The 21,845-nt window shown below is 36.2% G+C and carries 13 protein-coding genes and 3 rRNA genes; all 16 read right to left on the reverse strand.

The features are described from left to right. Nucleotides 1–51: 51 nt before the first annotated feature. The 16 genes from ligD to dnaA all read right to left on the reverse strand — a co-directional run bounded on the left by ligD (nt 52) and on the right by dnaA (nt 21,544). Nucleotides 52–954, reverse strand: coding sequence for a non-homologous end-joining DNA ligase (gene ligD / locus HYG86_RS09495; protein WP_213165352.1), 903 nt, complete (start codon nt 952–954; stop codon nt 52–54). A gap of 2 nt (nt 955–956) precedes the next feature. Then, nucleotides 957–1,865 (reverse strand): ATP-dependent DNA ligase, encoded by a 909-nt coding sequence (locus HYG86_RS09500; protein ID WP_213165353.1) that lies wholly within the window; start codon nt 1,863–1,865, stop codon nt 957–959. After that, nucleotides 1,865–2,680: a non-homologous end joining protein Ku gene (gene ku, locus HYG86_RS09505; protein ID WP_213165354.1), complete on the reverse strand. Its 816-nt coding sequence runs from the start codon at nt 2,678–2,680 to the stop codon at nt 1,865–1,867. The genes HYG86_RS09500 and ku overlap by 1 nt, the downstream gene beginning before the upstream one ends. A gap of 112 nt (nt 2,681–2,792) precedes the next feature. Then, entirely contained in the window at nt 2,793–4,982 is a 2,190-nt protein-coding gene (nrdD, locus tag HYG86_RS09510; RefSeq protein WP_213165355.1) for an anaerobic ribonucleoside-triphosphate reductase, read from the reverse strand. A gap of 17 nt (nt 4,983–4,999) precedes the next feature. After that, on the reverse strand, nt 5,000–5,500 hold the full coding sequence (gene nrdG / locus HYG86_RS09515) for an anaerobic ribonucleoside-triphosphate reductase activating protein (protein WP_213165356.1): 501 nt from the start codon (nt 5,498–5,500) through the stop codon (nt 5,000–5,002). A 536-nt stretch (nt 5,501–6,036) separates the two neighbouring features. Continuing rightward, nucleotides 6,037–6,151: ribosomal RNA gene (rrf, locus tag HYG86_RS09520) — 5S ribosomal RNA — on the reverse strand. A 98-nt stretch (nt 6,152–6,249) separates the two neighbouring features. Next, nucleotides 6,250–9,224, reverse strand: a 23S ribosomal RNA gene (locus tag HYG86_RS09525). A 260-nt stretch (nt 9,225–9,484) separates the two neighbouring features. Beyond that, nucleotides 9,485–11,008, reverse strand: a 16S ribosomal RNA gene (locus HYG86_RS09530). Together the 16S, 23S and 5S rRNA genes form the textbook arrangement of a ribosomal RNA operon. 742 nt (nt 11,009–11,750) lie before the next feature. Then, nucleotides 11,751–12,653, reverse strand: a complete 903-nt coding sequence (ablB, locus tag HYG86_RS09535) for a putative beta-lysine N-acetyltransferase (RefSeq protein WP_213165357.1) — start codon at nt 12,651–12,653, stop codon at nt 11,751–11,753. A gap of 25 nt (nt 12,654–12,678) precedes the next feature. Next, nucleotides 12,679–15,171 (reverse strand): DNA gyrase subunit A, encoded by a 2,493-nt coding sequence (gene gyrA, locus HYG86_RS09540; protein ID WP_213165358.1) that lies wholly within the window; start codon nt 15,169–15,171, stop codon nt 12,679–12,681. A 33-nt stretch (nt 15,172–15,204) separates the two neighbouring features. Then, on the reverse strand, nt 15,205–17,136 hold the full coding sequence (gyrB, locus tag HYG86_RS09545) for a DNA topoisomerase (ATP-hydrolyzing) subunit B (RefSeq protein WP_425489221.1): 1,932 nt from the start codon (nt 17,134–17,136) through the stop codon (nt 15,205–15,207). A 137-nt stretch (nt 17,137–17,273) separates the two neighbouring features. Continuing rightward, on the reverse strand, nt 17,274–17,543 hold the full coding sequence (remB, locus tag HYG86_RS09550; protein ID WP_213165359.1) for an extracellular matrix regulator RemB: 270 nt from the start codon (nt 17,541–17,543) through the stop codon (nt 17,274–17,276). A 29-nt stretch (nt 17,544–17,572) separates the two neighbouring features. Beyond that, entirely contained in the window at nt 17,573–18,676 is a 1,104-nt protein-coding gene (recF, locus tag HYG86_RS09555; protein ID WP_213165360.1) for a DNA replication/repair protein RecF, read from the reverse strand. A 20-nt stretch (nt 18,677–18,696) separates the two neighbouring features. Then, the gene (gene yaaA, locus HYG86_RS09560) at nt 18,697–18,909 is read right to left on the reverse strand and encodes a S4 domain-containing protein YaaA (RefSeq protein WP_213165361.1); all 213 of its coding nucleotides are present in this window, start codon (nt 18,907–18,909) and stop codon (nt 18,697–18,699) included. 14 nt (nt 18,910–18,923) lie between these two features. Next, on the reverse strand, nt 18,924–20,030 hold the full coding sequence (gene dnaN / locus HYG86_RS09565; protein ID WP_213165362.1) for a DNA polymerase III subunit beta: 1,107 nt from the start codon (nt 20,028–20,030) through the stop codon (nt 18,924–18,926). Between the two features lie 170 nt (nt 20,031–20,200). Further along, nucleotides 20,201–21,544: a chromosomal replication initiator protein DnaA gene (gene dnaA / locus HYG86_RS09570; protein ID WP_213165363.1), complete on the reverse strand. Its 1,344-nt coding sequence runs from the start codon at nt 21,542–21,544 to the stop codon at nt 20,201–20,203. Nucleotides 21,545–21,845 lie beyond the last annotated feature (301 nt).

Genomic DNA, 21,845 nt, shown 5'->3' on the forward strand with positions numbered 1-21,845 from the left:
TTTAAAAGTGAATTTTATATATATTTTCTATATGCATTTTTAAAATCCTGCTTATAGAATAATATTTTCCAGAATATTGTATGCTTTGTTTATATTTTGTTTATTTAAGATGACCTGTTTAAAATGGTCTGCGGTACATTCAATTTTTTCAATACTATTTTTTATATTATATTTCTGAGCGCTTAGATTTTCTTTGTAAACATCTTCCCACGTTACTGGCACCGAAATAGGAGCATTTTTTTTTGGTCTTATACTATAGGGAGCTACGATGGTCTGTCCCTTGGCATTTTGAAGGTAATCCAAATATATTTTCCCTTCCCTATCATTTACTTTCCGTGTCATCGTTGTGGTCAACGGCAGCTGATTATGAACTATTACATAAACTAATCTAATAAATTCCCTTACTTCTTTATAAGTGTATATATTGTCTAGGGGGACAAATATTTGCATTCCTGTAGATCCAGAAAGTTTGGGATACCCTTGTATCTTTAATAACTCTAAAACATCATGAATCTTCTGAGCTATCTCTACAACCTCTTTAAATCCAAACTTTTCCATAGGGTCAATATCAAAAACTCCATAGTCTGGACTTTCAATTGAATTAATGTTGGATAACCATGGATGAAACTCAATTGTCCCTAAATTACAAAGCCATAAAAAAGTTTCCATATTATTTATCAGAGGGTAATCTTCTATGTTTTTAATACCTATAGTTTTTACCCAGTGGGGTTTTCCTTGAGGTGCATTCTTTTGATAAAAACCAGGCATATTAAACCCATTTGGGTACCTAGTTAAGGAAATAGGCCTATTTTCAAGATGGCTTTTTATGTATGGGTACACTCTTATATAGTAGTTTATACAATCCTTTTTTGTTATGTTTCCTTCTGGGCAATAAGTTTTTTCTAAGTTAGATAATGATACCTCTACAGCATTTATAGTTAGTTTTTGTGTCATATTTAGTCCTCCAGTAAGGATTTAAAAACTGGTGATCGCAAAGTGTAATCATCTGTCCATTCCATAAACTCTATGTAACATCTTACTTCTGGATTTATCCAAATATGATTTTTATCTTCAAAATTTTTAAAAATAGAGTGTTGTCTCACTATATCAATGGACTTTTCTAGTATCTTTTTTTTATTATCCTCTGATAGTCCAGTGCCCACATTACCTATATATAAGAAATGATCTTGTTCATCCCTTACTCCCACTGCTAATGACTTTACTCTTTGATTTTCAACCATTATACCCCCAATATAAGGTTTTATTACTCTCTTATGCTTATATTTAATCCAGTCATAACTTTTTTTCCCTTGAATATACTTACTACCTCTTTTTTTAGCTACTATACCTTCTAACTCTAACTTATTTGTGGTCTCGTACAAACTGACCCCATCATCAAAGTTCTTACATACATGTAAGATATTCGTAAAATTATAATTATCTTCAACTAGAATGTTAAGTATTTCTAGGCGCTTTTCTATTTCATGGTCCATTAGTGATGCACCATTCAAATATAGAATATCAAATACACCGTATGTGACAGGAATTCTATTTGATAGCATTTTAATCTTATTTAGATCTTTAGTTAAGTTTCTTTTTAATATTTGTGAAAAGCTATTCTTTTCACCTTTTACTACCATCATCTCACCATCAATTATAAAATCGTCTTTAATTTCCTTAAGTATTTGTAGCTCTGGGAACTGTAAGGTTTTGTCCCTTTGATGTTTATTAATTAGAGTTACTTTTGTGCCTTCTTTGTGAACAAGTATACGAACGCCATCCCATTTTATTTGATAGAAAAATCTTTCATCATTTTTATGTTTAAATTCTGCTAGTTTAGGGCCCATGGGATTAATTTTAATCATTAACCTGTCTTTTTACTCCTTTTTTTTGATTTGCTTGTAACATCCTCAATTTTTTCCTTTTTAACCATATCCAAACTAGCCTGAAGAGCTTCCATTAAATCAATAACTCCTGTATTAGGTTTTTCCTTTACATGGGTGATTTCTTTTCCTTGTACCTTACTTTCAATAATTTCCAATAACTGTGTTCTATAATTATCTGTGTATTTTTCCGGTTCAAAGTCAGTGGCAAGCCCTTCTATAAGCTGTTTAGCCATGGCAACCTCGTTTTCAGATAAATTTATATCATAGTTCGCCCCTGGTACCTCCTTAGATTTTCTGATTTCATCAGGATAATGCATAGTTTCCATTATAAGAATTTCTTCATAAATCCTTAGGGCAACTAATGACTCTCTAGATCTGATAACAACCTTTGCAATTGCTATCTTTCCAGTTTGTTCCAAAGCACTAACCAATAATTTGTAAGCTTTTTTTCCAGTATCTTCTGGAGCTAAGTAATAAGATTTATCGAAGTAAACTGGATCAATTTGCTCTAACTTAACAAACTCTACTATGTCAATGGTTTTCGATTTTTCTCCCGGTATAGCTTCTAAATCTTCATCCTCAATAATTACATAACTATCCTTTTGATATTCATAACCCTTTACAATATCTGTGTACTCTACCTCTTTATCACAGTTTTGACAAAACCTTTTTTGTTTAATGGGTGTGTGACACTCCTTATGTAAACTTTTAAAAGAAATATTTTTACTTTCTGTAGCAGTAAACATTTTAATGGGTACATTTATAAGTCCAAAATTAACTGCACCCTTCCACATAGTCCTCAATTGAATCACCTTTTTCTAAAAATTTAATAATTTGTATTTATGGTTTGTACATTCAGGAAAAAATATACAAAAAAAGAGTAACCATATAGGTTACTCCCTACAATTATAGTTTTTTTAGATGTGAAACTCTGTTCTTAGCTTCATTATATTTTCCGCTATTAAAGAATGAAGTTGTATTTTCTCCGTCTAAAGATTCTTCATATACACCAAGGTACCCTGTTACCCTTCTGATTCTCCTTACTCTTTTAGATCCACATTTCGGACAACCAGCCTCTTTAATTATACCTATATAGTCACAGCTGTCACCTAAACACTGGTCCACTGGGAAGTTAACACTGAAGTATCCACAGTCACTTTCAAAGGCAGCATTTACTAATTGTTCAAATGCTTCTATGTTACCAATTGGTGCACTTTCTAGTTCAACATAGTTTATATGACCTGCGGGTGTAACTTTATTGTAGACTGACTCAATTTTTATCTTTTCATAGGCACTTATACTAAACTCAACTGGAACATGGAATGAGTTGGTATACCATTCTTTATCTGTTACACCTTCAATAACACCAAACTTAGCCTTGTCAATATTAACAAATCTACTTGATAAGCCTTCAGCGGGGGTGGCAAGTAAAGTAAAGTTTAGTTTATGTTTTTGTGATTCAAGTTGACACCAATCATTCATTGAACTTACTATTTTAAGACCTAATTTTTGTGATTCTTCACATTGTCCATGGTGTTTACCTAACAGTGCGTACAATGTCTCAGCTAATCCTATAAAACCTATGGACAGAGTACCATTTTTTATGGCATCTTCTATTGTATCTTCAGCTGAGAGATGATCTGAGTCGTGGTAAAGTTTTTGCCCTAATAAAAAGGGAAATTCTTTCACTTTCTTATTTTTTTGAATATCATACCTCTCAAGTAGTTGATTTTTCACCAATACAAATCGTTCTTTTAGTATATCAAAGAATTTATCTATATTACCATCTGCTTCTAATGCTATCCTCGGAAGATTAATTGAAGTAAATGATAGATTTCCTCTTCCATCTGTAACTTCTTCTCCAGCAACATTTCCTATAACCCTTGTTCTACAACCCATATAACCAACTATTTGTGGATTTTCTTCTCTCCTATAAAAAGGTGCGTTAAATGAGGAATCTTGGTTGGAGTAGTTAGGGAATAGTCTTGTGCAAGAGACTCTATGGGATAACATCCTTAAATCATAGTTTGGGTCTTCGGGGTCTTTATTTATCCCTTTAGCCATAGCAAAAATTAAATTTGGAAATAAAGGGGTTTCGCCTTTTCCTAGACCTTTTTCGAAATTTAATAGTAAGTATTTAGAAATAGCTCGTCCAGCCCTCGATGTGTCTAGACCAAAATTTATACTTGTAAAAGGTACTTGAGCCCCAGCCCTTGATTGCATGGTGTTAAGATTATATACAATCCCTTGCATTGCTTGATTTACATCCCTCTCAGTTAGTTCCCAAGCCTTTTCACTGATATCTTTTTGGTATTCTAGTTCATTTAATAATTTTACATGTTTATTGAAGGTCATCTCTACATATGGTGCTAGATCTCTATCAAGGGCACTTACAGACTGTCCTCCGTGTTGTTCATTTTGGTTTGCCTGCATGACAATACACACAAGAGCAGCTGCTGTTTTTATATCTTTAGGTGGTCTTATAAAACCATGCCCTGTATTAAATCCCTTTGTAAATAGCTTGTTTATAGGTATTTGCAAGCATGTTTTTGTACCAAAAGGCAAGAAATTCATATCGTGGATATGTATATCACCTTCATTATGAGCATCTAAATGTTCCTTCTTTAAGCTTATATCACATAATCTTTTAGCAGCTATGGATCCAGCTTGTAACATTTTACCCATGGCAGTATCGCCATTTATATTTGCATTTTCTGTATCTTTGGTATTTACTATGTCAGTCAGTTCTTTTATAAATCTACCCCTAGAGTCTCTGATTTTATCCCTTCTTCTTCTATAGGCAACATACTCTTTTCCAGCAGTTAAAAGATTTGACTTAATTAGTGTATCTTCTACTATATCTTGTATTTCATCTATGGTAGGTGTTTTTATTTCGGTGTTTATCATCTGGATGTTTATATTTTCTAATACTTTATGAGTAAGCATAAGTGCATCACTATAGTTACCTTCACCACTTACAGAAAAAGCCTTGTTTATAGCATCAGTTATCTTCGCGGGTTCAAAATCCTGAAGTCTACCATCTCTTTTAATTACTTTAGTTGGAAAAATAATTTTTGCAGCTGTGTTCGTATTCATACAACCTCTCCTCTACATTAGTAATATCTATCTATTAAATGTATATCGCCGTGCTTTAATGTTTTTGCAACATCTATAATTCTTTGATTGCTGGAACCTCTAAACCTCAAATCCAAATTCTTATATTTTTCAATAAAAGGTCCATCAATTAAAATATCAAGTAGCTCTAAAAGTTTTCTTTGATGGTCATCCTCTAGTAACTTTTCAAAAAAGAAACCAGTATATCCAACTAACTTATACCCTTCTTCTTTTAGTTTAGTAGCAAGATAAGCAAATTCTCTAGGTTGATAAAATGGGTCACCACCACTAAATGTAACTAATTTAGATAAAGGGTATTTTTTAATATCTTCTAAAATAAAAGAGCAGTCAACAATTTGACCACCTTGAAAACTATGTGTATTTGGATTATGGCACCCTGCACATTTATGCAGGCATCCTTGGGCAAATATTGTATAGCTTATACCTCCAGGCCCGTCCACAACAGACTCAGGTATTATACCTGCAATTCTTATATCCATCCCCAAAATCACCTCGCTATTTTATTATAGTTTTTTAGCATAAAAAAGACAAATATGCATATGTACAATGAGTCAAATTACAGTAACATTACTTCAATATGATAAAGATATCTACTAATTATTAAGTTTTTTGATGTCAATTTGGTTTTTATCAGTATATATAATTTATATCATTTTAGATAGAAATTATATAGGATATAGGTCACAATTTGGGCTTAAGAATAGGTTTAGTTATCAGGATAATACTTAAGATCAAAGTCAAAAGGCCTAACAGGGAAAATTAAAAGAGATTACGTGAACCACACGGATTCTGGGGTTAGTTTTGGAGTATTAGAATGAGTAATTTATAATATTTGCCACTAATGGCACTATTAAATAGATCAAGAATTTCACTAACTTACACAAAAAATTTTATTCATTTTAGTGTCAGTTAGTGTAGAGGTTTTTAGTGAAGTTAGTGGCAATTTTTTATTCGTATTGGTGCAAATTACATATGCAAAAAAGACACCAATCATAAGATTGATGTCTTTTAAAGTACCTAGCGACGTCCTACTCTCCCAGGGGGTAACCCCAAGTACCATCGGCGCTGAAGAGCTTAACTGCGGTGTTCGGAACGGGAACCGGTGTATCCTCTTCGCCATCATCACTAGATGAAACTATCACACTAAATTCATAGCAAGGTTTTCAAAGGTTTTGTTCTTAAAGTTTTTCCTGACTGCTGACTACTGTCAGCTGACAGCTTAAATATTTAGGTCAAGTCCTCGACCGATTAGTACTAGTCCGCTGAAGGTATTACTACCCTTACACTCCTAGCCTATCAACCAGATAGTCTTTCTGGGGTCTTACTTCCTTACGGAATGGGAAGTCTTATCTTAAGGGGGGCTTCGCGCTTAGATGCTTTCAGCGCTTATCCCGACCAAACTTGGCTACCCAGAACTGCCATTGGCATGACAACTGGTACACCAGAGGTTCGTCCATCCCGGTCCTCTCGTACTAAGGACAGCTCCTTTCAAACTTCCTGCGCCCGCGACAGATAGGGACCGAACTGTCTCACGACGTTCTGAACCCAGCTCGCGTACCGCTTTAATGGGCGAACAGCCCAACCCTTGGGACCTTCTTCAGCCCCAGGATGCGATGAGCCGACATCGAGGTGCCAAACCTCCCCGTCGATGTGGACTCTTGGGGGAGATAAGCCTGTTATCCCCGGGGTAGCTTTTATCCGTTGAGCGACGGCCCTTCCACTCGGTACCGCCGGGTCACTAAGCCCGACTTTCGTCCCTGCTCGACTTGTAGGTCTCGCAGTCAAGCTCCCTTCTGCCTTTACACTCTTCGAATGATTTCCAACCATTCTGAGGGAACCTTTGGGCGCCTCCGTTACTCTTTAGGAGGCGACCGCCCCAGTCAAACTGCCCACCTGACACTGTCCTAGTACCGGATAACGGTACACAGTTAGAATTCCAGCACTTTAAGGGTGGTATCCCACGGGTGGCTCCAGCAACACTGGCGTGCTACTTTCTCAGCCTCCCACCTATCCTGTACATAAAATGCCAAAACTCAATATCAGGCTACAGTAAAGCTCCACGGGGTCTTTCCGTCTTGTCGCGGGTAACCTGCATCTTCACAGGTACTACAATTTCACCGGGTCCTTCGTTGAGACAGTGCCCAAGTCGTTACGCCATTCGTGCGGGTCAGAACTTACCTGACAAGGAATTTCGCTACCTTAGGACCGTTATAGTTACGGCCGCCGTTTACTGGGGCTTCGGTTCAAAGCTTCGCTTGCGCTAACCTCTTCCCTTAACCTTCCAGCACCGGGCAGGCGTCAGCCCCTATACTTCATCTTTCGATTTAGCAGAGACCTGTGTTTTTGCTAAACAGTCGCTTGGGCCTATTCACTGCGGCCTCTTCTAGCTTAAGAAGTAAATTCTCTCACCATAATGAGGCACCCCTTCTCCCGAAGTTACGGGGTCATTTTGCCGAGTTCCTTAACGAAGGTTCTCCCGAGCGCCTTAGGATTCTCTCCTTACCTACCTGTGTCGGTTTGCGGTACGGGCACCTTACTTCTCGATAGAGGCTTTTCTTGGCAGTGTAGGATCAGTTAGTTCCCCTCATTCGGGTCCCCTTCACTCCTCAGGATTATGAGTCGACGGATTTGCCTATCTACTCTCCCTAAAAGCTTGGACGCACATAACCAACAGTGCGATAACCTACCTTCCTGCGTCACCCCATCTCTCAAACGAAGTTTGGTGGCACTGGAATCTCTACCAGTTGTCCATCGCCTACGCCTTTCGGCCTCGGCTTAGGTCCCGGCTTACCCTGAGAGGACGAGCCTTCCTCAGGAAACCTTAGGTTTTCGGCGAAGATGATTCTCACATCTTTTTTCGTTACTTATACCAGCATTCTCACTTCTATTCGCTCCACTGCTCCTTACGGTACAGCTTCTGCGCAAATAGAACGCTCCCCTACCATGATTTACATCATCCATTGCTTCGGTGATAAGTTTGAGCCCCGTTACATTTTCGGCGCAGGATCACTTGACCAGTGAGCTATTACGCACTCTTTAAATGGTGGCTGCTTCTAAGCCAACATCCTGGTTGTCTGTGCAATCCCACATCCTTTTCCACTTAACTTATACTTTGGGACCTTAGCAGATGGTCTGGGCTGTTTCCCTCTCGACTATGGACCTTAGCACCCATAGTCTGACTCCCGGAAAACAAATATGTGGCATTCGGAGTTTGACTGAGTTCGGTAACCTGGTAAGGCCCCTAGCCCAATCAGTGCTCTACCTCCACTATTTTATTCCGAGGCTAGCCCTAAAGCTATTTCGGGGAGAACCAGCTATCTCCGAGTTCGATTGGAATTTCTCCGCTACCCACAGCTCATCCCCTAATTTTTCAACATTAGTGGGTTCGGGCCTCCATTTTGCGTTAACAAAACTTCACCCTGGCCATGGGTAGGTCACCCGGTTTCGGGTCTACGCAGCCAAACTTCACGCCCTTTTAAGACTCGGTTTCCCTTCGGCTCCGTGGCTTTACCACTTAACCTTGCTTGACTACGTAACTCGCTGGTTCATTCTACAAAAGGCACGCCATCACCCGCGTATGGGGCTTTGACTGTTTGTAGGCACACGGTTTCAGGTTCTTTTTCACTCCTCTTCCGAGGTTCTTTTCACCTTTCCCTCACGGTACTGCTTCACTATCGGTCGCTAGGTAGTATTTAGCCTTTGGAGGTGGTCCTCCTAGATTCCAACGGGGTTTCACGTGTCCCGCTGTACTCGGGTGGCAATTAGGTAGGGTTAATCTTTTCAACTACAGGGCTTTCACCTTCTACGGCCTGTCTTTCCAAACAGTTCGTCTAAAATTAACTTTTGTAACTACCTTGATATCCTGCAAGATACCACAATTGCTCCCTCAACCCACATGTAACAACGATTGCAGTCTTACATCACATGTGTTTAGGCTCTTCCCATTTCGCTCGCCACTACTTAGGGAATCGATTATTCTTTCTCTTCCTCGGGGTACTTAGATGTTTCAGTTCCCCCGGTTGCCTTCTACTACCCTATGTATTCAGGTAGTGATACTATGGTATTAACCATAGTGGGTTGCCCCATTCGGAGATCCACGGGTCAAGGCTTGCTTACAGCTTACCGTGGCTTTTCGTAGTTCGCTACGTCCTTCTTCGGCTCCTAGCGCCAAGGCATCCGCCGTGCGCCCTTAGTAACTTGACCAAATAAATGCTTACGCATTTGATCGTTTATTGCTCTAAGAACACTCTTTGTTTTTCGTTAACTAAGTTAATAGTTAACTAACCTTTGCTTATTGAATTTCGTGTGTAGTTTTCAAAGATCGTTAGAAAGAAAATGACCAACATAGTTAGCCTTTAGTTCTTTCAAAATTAAACAGCATATACCATATTTGAGTTGTGATTTTGTTTTGTGTAATACTTAAGAAGTAGATATCACTTAATGTGATATCAGTGTCTCCTTAGAAAGGAGGTGATCCAGCCGCACCTTCCGATACGGCTACCTTGTTACGACTTCACCCCAATCATCTACCCCACCTTCGACGGCTGCCTCCTAAAAGGTTAGCCCACCGGCTTCGGGTGTTGTAAACTTTCGTGGTGTGACGGGCGGTGTGTACAAGGCCCGGGAACGCATTCACCGCGACATTCTGATCCGCGATTACTAGCAACTCCGACTTCATGTAGGCGAGTTGCAGCCTACAATCCGAACTGAGACCTGTTTTAAGGGATTTGCTCCAGATCACTCCTTCGCTTCCCGTTGTTCAGGCCATTGTAGCACGTGTGTAGCCCAGGACATAAGGGGCATGATGATTTGACGTCATCCCCACCTTCCTCCGGTTTATCACCGGCAGTCTCTCTAGAGTGCCCAACATTACTTGCTGGCAACTAAAGATAAGGGTTGCGCTCGTTGCGGGACTTAACCCAACATCTCACGACACGAGCTGACGACAACCATGCACCACCTGTCTCTCTGCCCCGAAGGGACACTATTATCTCTAATAGCTTCAGAGGATGTCAAGTCCTGGTAAGGTTCTTCGCGTTGCTTCGAATTAAACCACATGCTCCGCTGCTTGTGCGGGCCCCCGTCAATTCCTTTGAGTTTCAATCTTGCGATCGTACTCCCCAGGCGGGGTACTTAATGCGTTAACTGCGGCACAGAGGGTATCTAAACCCCCTACACCTAGTACCCATCGTTTACGGCGTGGACTACCAGGGTATCTAATCCTGTTTGCTCCCCACGCTTTCGCACCTCAGTGTCAGGTACAGTCCAGAAAGTCGCCTTCGCCACTGGTGTTCCTCCTAATATCTACGCATTTCACCGCTACACTAGGAATTCCACTTTCCTCTCCTGTCCTCAAGTCCAGCAGTTTCAAATGCATTACGGGGTTGAGCCCCGCATTTTAACATCTGACTTACTAGACCACCTACGCGCGCTTTACGCCCAGTGATTCCGGACAACGCTTGCCCCCTACGTATTACCGCGGCTGCTGGCACGTAGTTAGCCGGGGCTTCCTCCAGAGGTACTGTCATTATTCATCCCTCTAGACAGAAGTTTACGACTCGAAAGCCTTCATCCTTCACGCGGCATTGCTGCGTCAGGGTTGCCCCCATTGCGCAATATTCCCCACTGCTGCCTCCCGTAGGAGTCTGGGCCGTGTCTCAGTCCCAGTGTGGCTGATCGTCCTCTCAGACCAGCTATCCATCGTCGCCTTGGTAGGCCGTTACCCTACCAACTAGCTAATGGACCGCGGGCCCATCCTACAGCGATAAATCTTTCCTCCATAAACCATGCGATTCATGAAGCGTATCCGGTATTAACATCAGTTTCCCGATGGTATCCCGAGCTGTAGGGCAGGTTGCCCACGTGTTACTCACCCGTCCGCCACTAAGTTAAGTAAAAAGCAAGCTTTCTACTTAACTCCGTTCGACTTGCATGTGTGAGGCATGCCGCCAGCGTTCGTCCTGAGCCAGGATCAAACTCTCCATTAAATTGAAAAGTTATATCATTCGCACATCGCTATTGGCAGTTAGCAGTTAGCTAAATACTAATAACTTAATGCGTTGATTACTGACTTCAGACTTTCGTCTGGTTTTAATCACTTTAAACTCAAATTCGAAATTAACTTTTACCAAGTTATATTTCTTATGGTATAGTGCTGTTCAATTTCCAAAGAACTGTCAGTAGCTCACGCTACTTTTTTTTATTTTATCACCTCTCGGCGACAAAGACTATCTTATCATTTTTTATTCATGTTGTCAATACTTTTTTATTTTTTATTTTTCAAAAGTGTTACTTGCCTATATTGTTACCTTTAGGCATTTTTTTATTTTGAAAATTAAAATGTTGCTCGTGTTAAGCAACGAAGATTACTATATCATTAATTATCTTGTTAGGTCAATGTTAATTAATGGTTTTATTTCTGAAAGATTAAGGTCAAAAGAGCTTAACGCGGAATTTTAATAAAGATTACGCGGATCGCGCGGATACTAGGGTAAGTTTTGTAGGATTTAATAAAGAATTAACCTTAGTCACTAATGGCACTATTATAATAGGTCAAGATTTTCACTAACTTACACTAAACAATTTTTTAATTTTAGTGTCGGTTAGTGTGGAGGATTTTAGTGAAGTTAGTGGCAATTTTTTTTAATCATTCTTTATATAGTTAATTATTTAAAGGTTTGTGGGCTGTTTTATTCCTTAAAAAAAATCCAGAGCTAGGCCCTGGATTTTCTATATCTTCTTTATCCACACATTCATGTCTTCAAATTTACCAAATATATTGCAATTGTTTATAAGTCTTCCAGTATATGTGTAATTATGTTTTTTAAATACAGTGTTCATACCAAATGAAAGGGAACGAGCTATGGAGTATAGACATATAATGCCCATATCTTTCATTTCATTCTCCAATGCATTTATAATCACTGACATTAAACCATTGCCTCTTTCATCTGGATGGGTAGCGCAATCGGTTATCTCAGCATTTTTATATCTCTTACTCATATCAGCTGATGCAGCGGAAACTATCTTACCTCCATTTGTAATAACCATGAAGTAGACGTCGCTATCCATTAGTTTTTCTAAATATAGCGGTTGATTCAGAGGAATTGGGTATGTTTCAAAAACCCTGTCATACAATGCTATCAACTCTGGTATATCTTCCTTAGTGGCTGGCCTAATATTATAGGTGTTTGGTAAGTTTGAATTAAATTCAACTTCAGGCTCTATTTTTGCAACTTCTTCAATTATTTCATTCTCTTTTTCAAAACCTTCACTTATTCTTCTTTCTTTCGAGAAGAATTTGGCCAGTGAGTATGCATTGTCTCCGTTATAATAGTGTTTAAATATTCCTTCTAGAATATAACCATGTGTCAAAAATTTTTCCCAATCATCGGACTTTGCCTTCAAGTACACTTTTCCGAAATTGTTTTTTTGAGCTAAATAATCCAGCCTTGTGGTTAGGCCATCAATATCTTTGCCTTCATAGTCAATTACTTCAACTCTTTGGTTATATGTGTCTAAAAAAATCTTAGTATAGTAACCTTCTTCTTCAATAACATAATCTAGTCCATAGATTGAACCATGAATAGTAGTAGAGGTGTTCTTATCTAAGTATATTTTTATTATTTTCATATTTTAAACACATCCTTTATTACTATTACTCCTGTTCTTCATACTCTTCATCTAGTGGAATGTTTAAATCTGTGTCTATTTCTGTATCTTCACCATCGGAAACTACCTTTGCTACTGCAACAATGGAGTCATCTTCTGATAACCTAACTAACCTTACCCCTTGAGTTGTCCTGCCGAATACTCCTATACCACTAACATTTTGTCTAACGATAAAACCTTTATTGGTGATAGCCATTAAGTCTTCACCATCGGTTACAGTTTTAAAGGCTATAAGTTCCCCGTTCTTATCAGTTAGGTTCATTATTTTTATACCTTTTCCGCCCCTAGACTGTTCTCTATATTCACTTATCTTTGTTCTTTTGCCGTAACCTTTTTTAGTTACTGTTAAAAGATACTCGTCATCCTTTGCAGTTACCATATCTATAACATAATCTTCATTTCCAAGATTAATACCTTTTACACCTCTAGCTAGTCTTCCCATACACCTAACATTGTTTTCATCAAACTTCACACCTTGTGCATGGTGAGTACCAATTAATATCTTTTGATTACCATCTGTAAGTTTTACAGCAATAAGTTCATCTTCCTCAGCTAGGGTAAGAGCAATCAGTCCGTTTTTCCTATTTGTATCAAAATCATTAAGGTCAGTCTTTTTAACATACCCATATTTTGTAGCGAAGAATAGATAGTAACCTTCACTAAACTCTTTTATAGGCATTACAGATGTTATCTTCTCATCTTTTTCTATAGGAAGAATATTAACAATTGATGTACCCCTTGCCTGTCTTCCACCTTCACCTATCTCGTAAACCTTCTTCCTATATACCTTACCTTTATTAGTAAAGAACAATATATAGTTATGAGAAGATGTTATAAATAGATGTTCAACGAAATCATCATTTTTATTAGATACTGCAGTGACTCCTCTACCTCCCCTTCTTTGGCGCTTATATGTAGAGGATGGAAGCCTTTTGATGTAACCTTGATGGGTAATTGTAACAACAACATCTTCTTCAGCAATTAAGTCTTCATAATCTATTTCTTCATGATCTATTGTTATACGTGTTCTTCTTGGGTTATCATACTTTTCCTTTACTTCTGTTAATTCTTCCCTAATAACATTATCTATTTTTTGGGGATCAGCAAGTAAATCATTAAAATATTTGATTCTTTCTAAGAGTTCCCTGTACTCTTCTTCGATCTTTTCTCTTTCTAGTCCAGTTAATCTTTGTAATCTCATATCTAGGATTGCTTGGGCTTGCTTTTCTGATAGATTAAATTTACTGGTTAAACCTTCCTTAGCTTCCTGAGTAGTTTTAGCCGCTCTGATAGTTTTTATAACTTCATCAATATTATCTAGAGCAATACGCAATCCTTCTAATATATGAGCTCTTGCTTCAGCTTTATTTAGATCATACTTAGTTCTTCTAGTTATTATCTCCCTTTGATGGTTTAGATAATGTACTAAAATATCCTTTATGTTTAAAACCTTTGGCTCATTGTTTACCAGTGCCAACATTATAATTCCAAAAGTTTGTTGCAGTTGAGTATGTTTAAGTAGAAGATTTGTTATATGTTCATGCTTAACATCTTTTCTTAACTCTATAACTACTCTCATACCATTTCTATCAGATTCATCTCTTAAATCTGTAATACCATCAATTTTTTTATCTCTTACCAACTCAGCAATCTTTTCTATCAACCTAGCTTTGTTTACTTGATAAGGCAACTCAGTGATTAAAAGCCTAGTTTTACCATTGTTCATTTTCTCAGGGGTTATTTCACCTTGAACCTTAATTACACCGCGGCCAGTTTTATATGCATTTTTTATACCATCTTTACCTTTAATAACACCTGCAGTTGGAAAATCAGGACCTTTAATTATTGATATTAAGTCATTTATTGTTATTTCTGGGTTATCAATTAGATTTATGGTTCCATCAATTACTTCACCTAGATTATGTGGAGGTATATTTGTAGCCATACCAACTGCAATACCTGACGATCCGTTAACTAATAGGTTAGGAAATTTAGATGGAAGTACCACAGGTTCATCTATTGTTTCATCAAAGTTAGGTCTGTAGTCAACAGTTTCCTTTTCTATATCTCTAAGTAAAACACTTGATAGCTTTGCCATCCTAACTTCTGTATAACGCATTGCCGCAGCTGAGTCTCCATCAACAGAACCAAAGTTCCCATGTCCATCAAGAAGAGGATATCTAATGGAGAAATCCTGTGCCATCCTTACTAGTGCATCATAAACAGCGGTATCACCATGTGGGTGAAACTTACCTAAAACTTCACCAACAACCCTGGCACATTTTTTATGTGGTTTGTCATGGGTGAAACCTAATTCATGCATAGCGTAGAGAATTCTTCTATGAACAGGTTTTAAACCGTCTCTAACATCAGGAAGTGCTCTACCCACTATAACTGTCATTGCATAGTTTAAATATGATTGTCTCATTTCACTATTTAAATCAATAGGAACTACTTTTCCATGAGTAAATTCATTCATTATTATTGTTTCACCTCTTTAAATATCTATAATCTAAACATCTAAGTTTTTAACATTCTTAGCATTAGTTTGGATAAACTCTCTCCTAGGCTCTACTTTGTCACCCATCAAAATATTAAATGTCTCATCAGCTAAAATAGCATCTTCTAATGTAACTTGTAAGATGGTTCTAGTTTCAGGATCCATTGTTGTATCCCACAACTGATCTGGATTCATTTCACCTAAACCTTTATATCTTTGTAGTGAATAATTTTTGCTTTGTAATTGATTTAAATGAATCTCTAGGTCACGTTCGTTATATACATACTTTTCCTTACCACCAGCTTTTACTTTAAAAAGGGGAGGTTGAGCAATGTAGACATATCCCTTTTCTACTAAAGGTTTCATATACCTAAAGAAAAATGTCAGAAGTAAGGTTCTAATATGTGAACCATCCACATCAGCATCTGTCATTATTATAAGTTTGTGGTATCTAGATTTTTCTATATCAAAATCATCACTAATACCTGTACCTAATGCTGTAATAATTGTTCTAATTTCTTCATTTCCTAAAATCTTGTCTAATCTTGTTTTCTCTACATTTATGATCTTACCCCTTAAAGGTAGTATTGCTTGGAATCTGCGGTCCCTACCTTGCTTAGCTGAACCACCTGCAGAGTCACCCTCTACAAGATACAGTTCACTTAAAGCTGGGTCTTTTAAAGAGCAGTCAGCTAATTTACCAGGTAATGATGATATTTCTAAGGCACTTTTTCTCCTTGTTAGCTCCCTAGCCTTCCTAGCAGCTTCCCTAGCTCTAGCAGCCTGTAAGCCTTTTTCAATTATTTTCTTACCTACTTGAGGATTTTCTTCAAGGAATGTTCCAAACTCCTCACTGAAAACAGAATCAACGATTCCTCTCATCTCAGGATTTCCTAGTTTAGTTTTTGTCTGCCCTTCAAACTGTGGTTCAGGTAGCTTAACACTAATTACAGCCGTTAAACCTTCCCTAACATCTTCGCCACTTAAATTACTATCATTATCTTTTAAAATGTTATTTTTCCTTGCGTAGTCGTTAATAATTCTCGTTAGTGCCATCTTAAAACCAAGTTCATGACTCCCACCTTCATGGGTATTTATATTATTAGCAAAGGAAAAAAGTCCTTCTGTATATCCAGTATGATATTGAAGAGATACTTCCACAATACAATCATTTTTTTCTTTTTCAACATAAATTGGAGGTTTATGAATAACATCTTTATTTTTATTTAAATAATCAACATAAGATATTATTCCTCCATCAAACTTGTAATTAACTTCAGTTTCTTTTTCTTCCCTTTCATCCTTTAAAGCAATAGAAACACCTTTGTTAAGAAAAGCCAACTCCCTGAACCTAGTATTTAATGTTTCAAAAGTAAATTCTGTTGTCTCAAATATCTCATGGTCAGGCATAAAAGTTACTTTGGTTCCGGTCTTATCAGTTTCGCCTATAACCTTCAGCTCAGTTACAGCTACACCTCTTTCAAATCTCATGTGATAAATCTTGCCATCCCTACTAATTTCAACTTCTAGGTGTGTTGATAGAGCATTTACAACTGATGCTCCTACACCATGTAGACCACCAGAAATTTTATATCCTCCTCCACCAAACTTACCTCCAGCGTGAAGTACTGTTAAAATGACCTCAACAGTAGGCTTACCCATTTTAGGATGAATTCCCACAGGAATCCCCCTACCGTTATCTACAACTGTGACACTTCCGTCAGCATTTATAGTAATAAGTATATTGTCACAACCAAACAATATTTCATCTATACTATTATCTACTATTTCATATACTAAATGGTGTAAACCCTTTGGACCTGTTGATCCAATATACATACCAGGTCTTTTTCTAACTGGCTCTAAGCCCTCTAGTACCTGGATTTGTTCAGCTTCGTATGTAGAACTATTAACATTTTTATTTTCATCTACCATTTTAGTCATTCCTCCAATGGTTTATATTTAAGTACATAAATTACCACCTTAAATTATACTTTATATTTACCTATTGTCAAAACACTGTTTTATTTAAAAGAAAAAACAGCATTTAAACACTATAAAAGCAGTCTCTATGACTGCTTTTATATATCCAGTTTTTTAAATTCACTGGAATTAAAGCCTAGTTTTGCTCTTTTCTTAAGGGTGTTAGCAGCAATTGGAGAGTAATATATCTGATTTTCAGTAACAATAAAGGATTTATTGTTACTATCATCAATCTTCAATGTAGTACCTTTCTCTTCATTGGCATTTAAAAATTCTCCAGTTATTTTATTTTCATTTGAAGAGTATGAAAAAATACCAATAATATCTCTTGTAGGAATAACAGTATTCCCTCCTATGTGAAGAAACATTTTGTATCCCACCTTTTTTGATATTTAGATTAAAATATTATATTTCCGTTATTTACATTAAAAATATTACCAAAACCTGCAAGATAATCTTCTTTGTCTGTTGTTGTAATAAATGTCTGTATTTTATCTTTAATATTTTTAATCAAGTAGTTTCTTCTCTTTTCATCTAATTCAGATAGCACATCATCTAATAGTAAAACAGGGTATATCCCCTTCTGAGACATGAACAGTTCAAGTTCTGCAAGCTTTAAAGATAGTACAGTAGTTCGTTGCTGCCCCTGGGAACCAAACTTCCTAACATTTTTATTATCAATGTTAAGTTGAATGTCATCTCGGTGAGGACCAATACTTGTTGATCTAATTTCAAGATCTTTTTTTCTATTTTCTTTGTAGTTAAGTAAAATACTTTCTCTAATCTGTTGTTTTGATAACTTTTGAATATCTCTTTCTGGTAAATAGGATAAATATTCAATTGTGAGGTTTTCCTGATTATCTGTTAGTTTCCTATGTGTAAGACTTGCAAGTATCTTAAGTTTATCCAGTGTATCAATTCTCTTCTTTATAATTTCGCTAGCTAAATTCGAGAGTTGTTCGTCAAATATATCCAAAGTCTTTATAAGATCAGCCTTATTTGATTTTAGGATTTTGTTTCTTGATATCACTATTTTATTATAATCACTTAATAGTTTTGAATAATAGGGTACAAGTTGTGATATTTCTTGATCTAGAAAGTTTCTTCTAAGGCTTGGACTTCCTTTAACTAACAATAGGTCTTCAGGTGCGAATATAACAACATTGAAAAATCCTAGTAAGTCATTAAAACTCCTTTTTTCAACCCCATTTATCTTGATCACTTTGCGATTATTCCTATTGTAACCTATTTCAATTGTATTATCTTTGTCATTGATATTAACAATACTTTTTATATAAAAATATTGTTTGTCCCAATGGATTAAATCATCTTTGTGATAGTTTCTCAATGATTTACCCAGTGAAAGAAAATATATAGCTTCTAGAAGGTTTGTTTTACCTTGAGCATTATTCCCTAAAAAGATATTTATATCATTTTTAAATTCTATATCAATATTTTTGTAGTTTCTGAAATTGTTAACGTGTATTTTTTTAATGTACAACCTACCAGCTCCCTGGCTACTTAGATGATGATAAATTCATCAACATCTTCGATAATAATAGAATCATTTGAATATAGTTTTCTACCTCTTCTTATTTCAACTTCTCCATTTACTTTAATAATACCTTGCTGAATAATTTCTTTAGCTTCTCCACCACTACTAACTAAGTTAATTAGCTTAAGAAACTGTTGTAGTTGAATATACTCTGTTTCAATCTTTACTCTTTGAGCCATTTAATACTACCTCCCTAGGCTGTTCTTATTGGTAGAACTAAGTATAAAAAGTTGTCTCCTATTGCTGGCTTTATAAGACAAGGATTAAAAGCTCCTGAAAACTCCATGGTAATCTCAGGACAGTCAACTATTTTAAGACAGTCTGTAATAAGTTTAGCATTAAAAGCAATAACAAGATCTTCTCCTTCTTTTTCAATAGCGATGTTCTCATCAGAGCTTCCAAGGTTAGGATTGTTGGATTTTATGTTTAATACATTATCTAGATTAAACTTAACCAAGCTCCTACTACCATCTCTAGATAGTAGCTCAGCTCTTTCTATTGCATTTAATAAGTCCTTAGTAGTAATTTTGATTTTCGTTTTATACTCTTTAGGAATTATTTGTTCGTATGGAGGATATTTTCCCTCAATTACCCTAGTGCTAAAGGTTATATGGTCTAAAACAAAGAAAACAATATTGTTATTTACATAGATATCAATGTTTTTATCATCATCTTCAAGAAGAATCCTCTGTAGCTCATTAACTGCTCTACCTGGTACTACTGTTTTTATTTCAGACTCTACTTCATCTGTAACTATGCCAATTCTGTAGGATAGTCTGTGACCATCTGTAGCTACCATATTAAAAGTATTATTTTTAATTTCAAATAAGACCCCTGTTAGGACAGGTCTAATTTCTTCTGTGGCTATGGAGATCACAGTTTGCTTTATCATGCTTTTAAAAATATTTTCACTTATACTTATGCTCTTTTGATCAGGTATTTTTGGAAATTCAGGAAATTCGCTACTGTTTTGACCTGTAAGTTGGATATTTACTGACCCTGATTTAATAAATACGACCTTTTCATCATTTATTGTTAAATTAAGTTCACCTTTAGGAAGTTTCCTAACTATATCACCAAATATTTTAGCCTGAAGTATAATTTCACCATCATTGATACCTTTTACATCTAATTTATATTCTATTGCTACCTCAAGGTCCGTTGCTTTTATGGTAAGTTCGTCTCCCTTTAGTACTAATAAAACACCTGAAAGTATAGGAATAGTTGACTTTGATGAAATTCCCCTTTGAGTAACAGATAGTGCTGTAAGTAAATCTTCTTGGGAACATAAAAATTCCATGAATATTTCCCCCTTATATTTAATAAATATATATATTAATTAATAGTCATAGTAATAAGGCCTGTTAGTAATGTTTATAAGTGCATAACGACCATATAAATAATGTCTTAAAGGTCTTTGATAAAGTTGTGGATAATAGGGAAAATTATTCACAATTATCCACATGTGGATTATTTATTGATCTTCTTAACAATATTTTGAAGTTCTAGTGCATAATTTTTATTAGCTTCCAAGTCATTTTTTACTTTATCGTGTGCATGAAGGACAGTAGTATGATCTCTACCACCAAAACTCTCACCTATTTTAGGTAAGGAATGGTCCGTAAGTTCTCTACAAAGATACATGGCAATTTGTCTAGGATGTGCTACAGCCCTAGTCCTTTTTTTAGCCTTGAAATCTTCTATTTTCAGACCGAAATGATCAGCAACCACTTCTTGAACCTTTTCAATGGTAATTACGTCTGGTTTATTATCAGGTAGAATATCCTTCAATGCTTGTTGTGCTACCTCAGGAGAAATTTCTTGTCCTGTCATTGAGCTATAAGCCATAACTCTTGTTAATGCTCCTTCTAACTCACGTATGTTTGTCGCCACTTTATTAGCTATAAACATAAAAACTGAATTGGGAATATCTAAATTTTCCAAGTCCGCTTTTTTTCGAAGGATTGCCTCCCTGGTTTCTAAATCAGGTGATTGTATATCAGTGATAAGACCCCACTCAAACCTAGATCTTAACCTATCTTCTAAGGTTGGTATCTCTTTTGGTGGTCTATCACTTGAGATTATTATTTGTTTATTATTCTCGTGCAATGTATTAAATGTATGAAAAAATTCTTCTTGAGTTTGTTCTTTACCTGCCAAAAACTGAATATCATCTATAAGTAAAACATCAACGGTTCTATACTTATTTCTAAATTCTACTGTTTTATTGTCCCTGATTGCATTAATAAACTCATTTGTGAACTTTTCCGTTGAAATATAGACAACCCTACCATCGCTATTTTGTTCAAGTACATAGTGGCCTATGGCGTTCATTAAGTGGGTTTTGCCTAAACCAACCCCTCCATAGATAAATAAAGGATTATATGCTTTAGCAGGTGCTTCAGCTACAGCCAAAGATGCAGCATGGGCGAACCTATTACTATTACCAATTACAAAAGTTTCAAATGTATACTTAGGGTTTAGTGGTGCAGTTACTAAATCATCCATATTTCTATCAGTGGCAGTAAATTTCTTTTTAGGTTGCTTAACACTTATGGACTTATCTTGAGGTACAACAAAATTAACCTCATATTCTTCGGCAGTAATTTGTTTTAATATGTCCTTAATAAGGCCAGAATACCTATTTTCTAACCATTCTTTAGTAAAATCATTTGGAACACCAACTATAATAGTTGACTCATACATTGTAATAGGCGTAGTACCTTGTAGCCAGGTTTCAAAACTAGGCTTACTTAACTTAGTTTCCATATTTTTTAAAACCTCTGCCCATAAATTATTCAAGAACGAACTCATAATACAACCTCCTAAAGCAGATCCTATAAATTTTTTATAATATATGTGGAAAAATCAATGTGGATAAGAGAAAAAAATATAATTATCCACATTCTATTGGGAATAAAAGAATAACCAACTGTTAACTGTGAATAATTATATAAGAGATATTAACAAGTATTGAATTAATATCCACAATGAGATTAGATAAAAGAAGTAATAAAAACAAAAGCTTATGTTATTTTTCCACAGTATCAACATATGAAATAAAATAACAGTTATCCACATAGTTATACACAAGCTGTTGATAAGTCTTTCTGTG

Source organism: Alkalicella caledoniensis (genome assembly GCF_014467015.1).
GTDB lineage: Bacteria > Bacillota > Proteinivoracia > Proteinivoracales > Proteinivoracaceae > Alkalicella > Alkalicella caledoniensis.